At 68.3% G+C, this 2,000-nt stretch carries 2 protein-coding genes; both read right to left on the reverse strand.

The genetic code is table 11. The features are described 5' to 3' along the window. Positions 1-14: 14 nt before the first annotated feature. Entirely contained in the window at positions 15-1,124 is a 1,110-nt protein-coding gene (gene pstS / locus G6027_RS13410) for a phosphate ABC transporter substrate-binding protein PstS (protein WP_182637604.1), read from the reverse strand. 247 nt (positions 1,125-1,371) lie between these two features. Then, on the reverse strand, positions 1,372-2,000 hold a 629-nt coding region (mshD, locus tag G6027_RS13415; RefSeq protein WP_182637605.1), incomplete at its 5' end, for a mycothiol synthase.

Consider the following 2,000-nt stretch of genomic DNA (forward strand, 5'->3'; position numbering starts at 1 on the left):
GGTGACCAGGTGGATCAGGAGATCTCGGAGATGGCGGTCATGAGCTGATCGCGGAAGGCATCCGGCACGGGGATGTAGCCCTCGTCCTCGAGCTGGGCCTGGACGTCCTCGGCCACCGCGATGTTGAGGAAGGACCGGACGGCCGCAGCGGTCTCCGGATCCGCGTAGGACGAGCAGACGATCTCATAGGTGGGGAGGATGATGGGGTACGCACCCGCGGCCTCGGGGACGTAGAACGACGAGGTGTCGATGACGAGGTCGTTCGTGCCCTCGTTCTGGAGGCGCGCCGAGTCGATGGTCACACCCGACGTCTCGGCGTTGAGCTCCACGCCCTCCGGGTCCGCCGGGGTGATGACCTTGACCATCGAGAGGTCCTGGTTCTTCGCGTACGACCACTCGGTGTACGTGATGGTGCCCGGGGTCTGGCCGATGGCGCCCGAGACACCCTCGTTGCCGCGGGCACCCTCGCCGACGCCACCGGTGAAGGTCTTGCCGGCGCCCTGCGTCCATTCGCCCTCCGACGCCGCCTCCAGGTACTTCTGGAAGTTGTCGGTCGTGCCGGACTCGTCCGAACGGAAGATCACGGTGATGGGCTCGTCCGGGAGGTCCGCGCCCTCGTTCTCCTCGGCGATCGCCGGGTCGTTCCAGGTCGTGATCTCACCGTTGAAGATCTTGGCGAGAGTGGGACCGGAGAGCGTCAGCTCGACGCCGTCGAGGTTGTAGGCCACGGCGATCGGGCCGAAGACGGCGGGGATGTTCCACGCCTCCGAGTCGCACCGCTCCTCGGCCGCCGCGTAGTCGGCGTCCTTCAGCGGGGAATCGGATCCACCGAAGTCCGTGATCCCGCCGGTGAACTCGCTCACGCCGGCGCCGGAGCCGTTGGAGTTGTAGTTCAACGTCTGCCCCTCGCAGCTCATGGCGTAGGAGTTGGCGAAGATCGTCATGGCGTTGTTCTGGGCGGACGACCCCGACGCGGTCAGGGTCTCCTTGCCCTCGCATTCCGCGTCGGAGACACTCTGCGCCGCGGTGTCACCGCTTCCGGTGTTGTCGTCCGAGCAAGCGGCGAGCCCGACCGCCGTGAGGGCGGTGAGGCCGAGAAGAGCACCGGTGCGCTTGAGGTTCACTGAATCTCCTTGGTTCGTCCGGCGGGGAGCCCCCCGAACACGTCTTTGGCGACTGCAACACAAAGCCGGGCCGATACCGCGACCCGACGAGGACAGAACCTAAGGGGCCGATATGAACGGTCTCGCCGGTCGAGATGAACGCGAGATGAACTCAGCGGATGCGTCACGAAAAGAATGCTCACCTGACTCCCGAGCACGGCGCCGACCTGCGTCGATAGGCGGCCGGCAGGTCGCCTGAACCGGCACCTCACGCAGAGGCGTAGGTCACATCACGATGCTCGACGATGAAACCGAGCTTCTCGTAGGTCCGGATGGCAGCCGCGTTGTCGCCCTCCACGTAGAGGACGACCGACTCCGCGCCCACCGGTCCCTCCAGGTGCGCGACCCCGAGCGCGGTGAGCAGCCCTCCGAGCCCACGCCCCTGGTCGGAGGGGTCGACCGCCACCACGTAGACCTCGCCCTCCACGGGGGAACCGGGTTCGGTGACCGTCTTGGTCCAGTGGAACCCCGCCAGCCGGGGCACGGGCCCCGTGGTGTCGACCGCCAGGAAGATCGCGCCTGGGTCCACCCAGTCCACCGCCAGTCGCTCGTCGAGCCGACCGCGGGTCCATCCGCCCTGCTCCGGGTGCCACGAGAACGCGGCGTTGTTGACGCGGAGGAACTCCTCCCGGGCGTCCAGCCCGGGCCACCGCGTACCGCCCTCGGACGCCGCCTCGGCGAGTGTGCCCGTCTCGATCCCCTCCGCGGGCCGCGTCCCGGGCAACGGGGGTCCGTCCGAGGAACGTCGACGCATCTTGAGCAGCTCGCGGGTGCGGACCAGCCCTGCCGAATCGGCGAGTGCGCGGGCGGCCGGCAGGTCACCGTGCGCCCACACCG

This window comes from Dietzia sp. SLG310A2-38A2, assembly GCF_014145095.1.
Lineage (GTDB): Bacteria > Actinomycetota > Actinomycetes > Mycobacteriales > Mycobacteriaceae > Dietzia.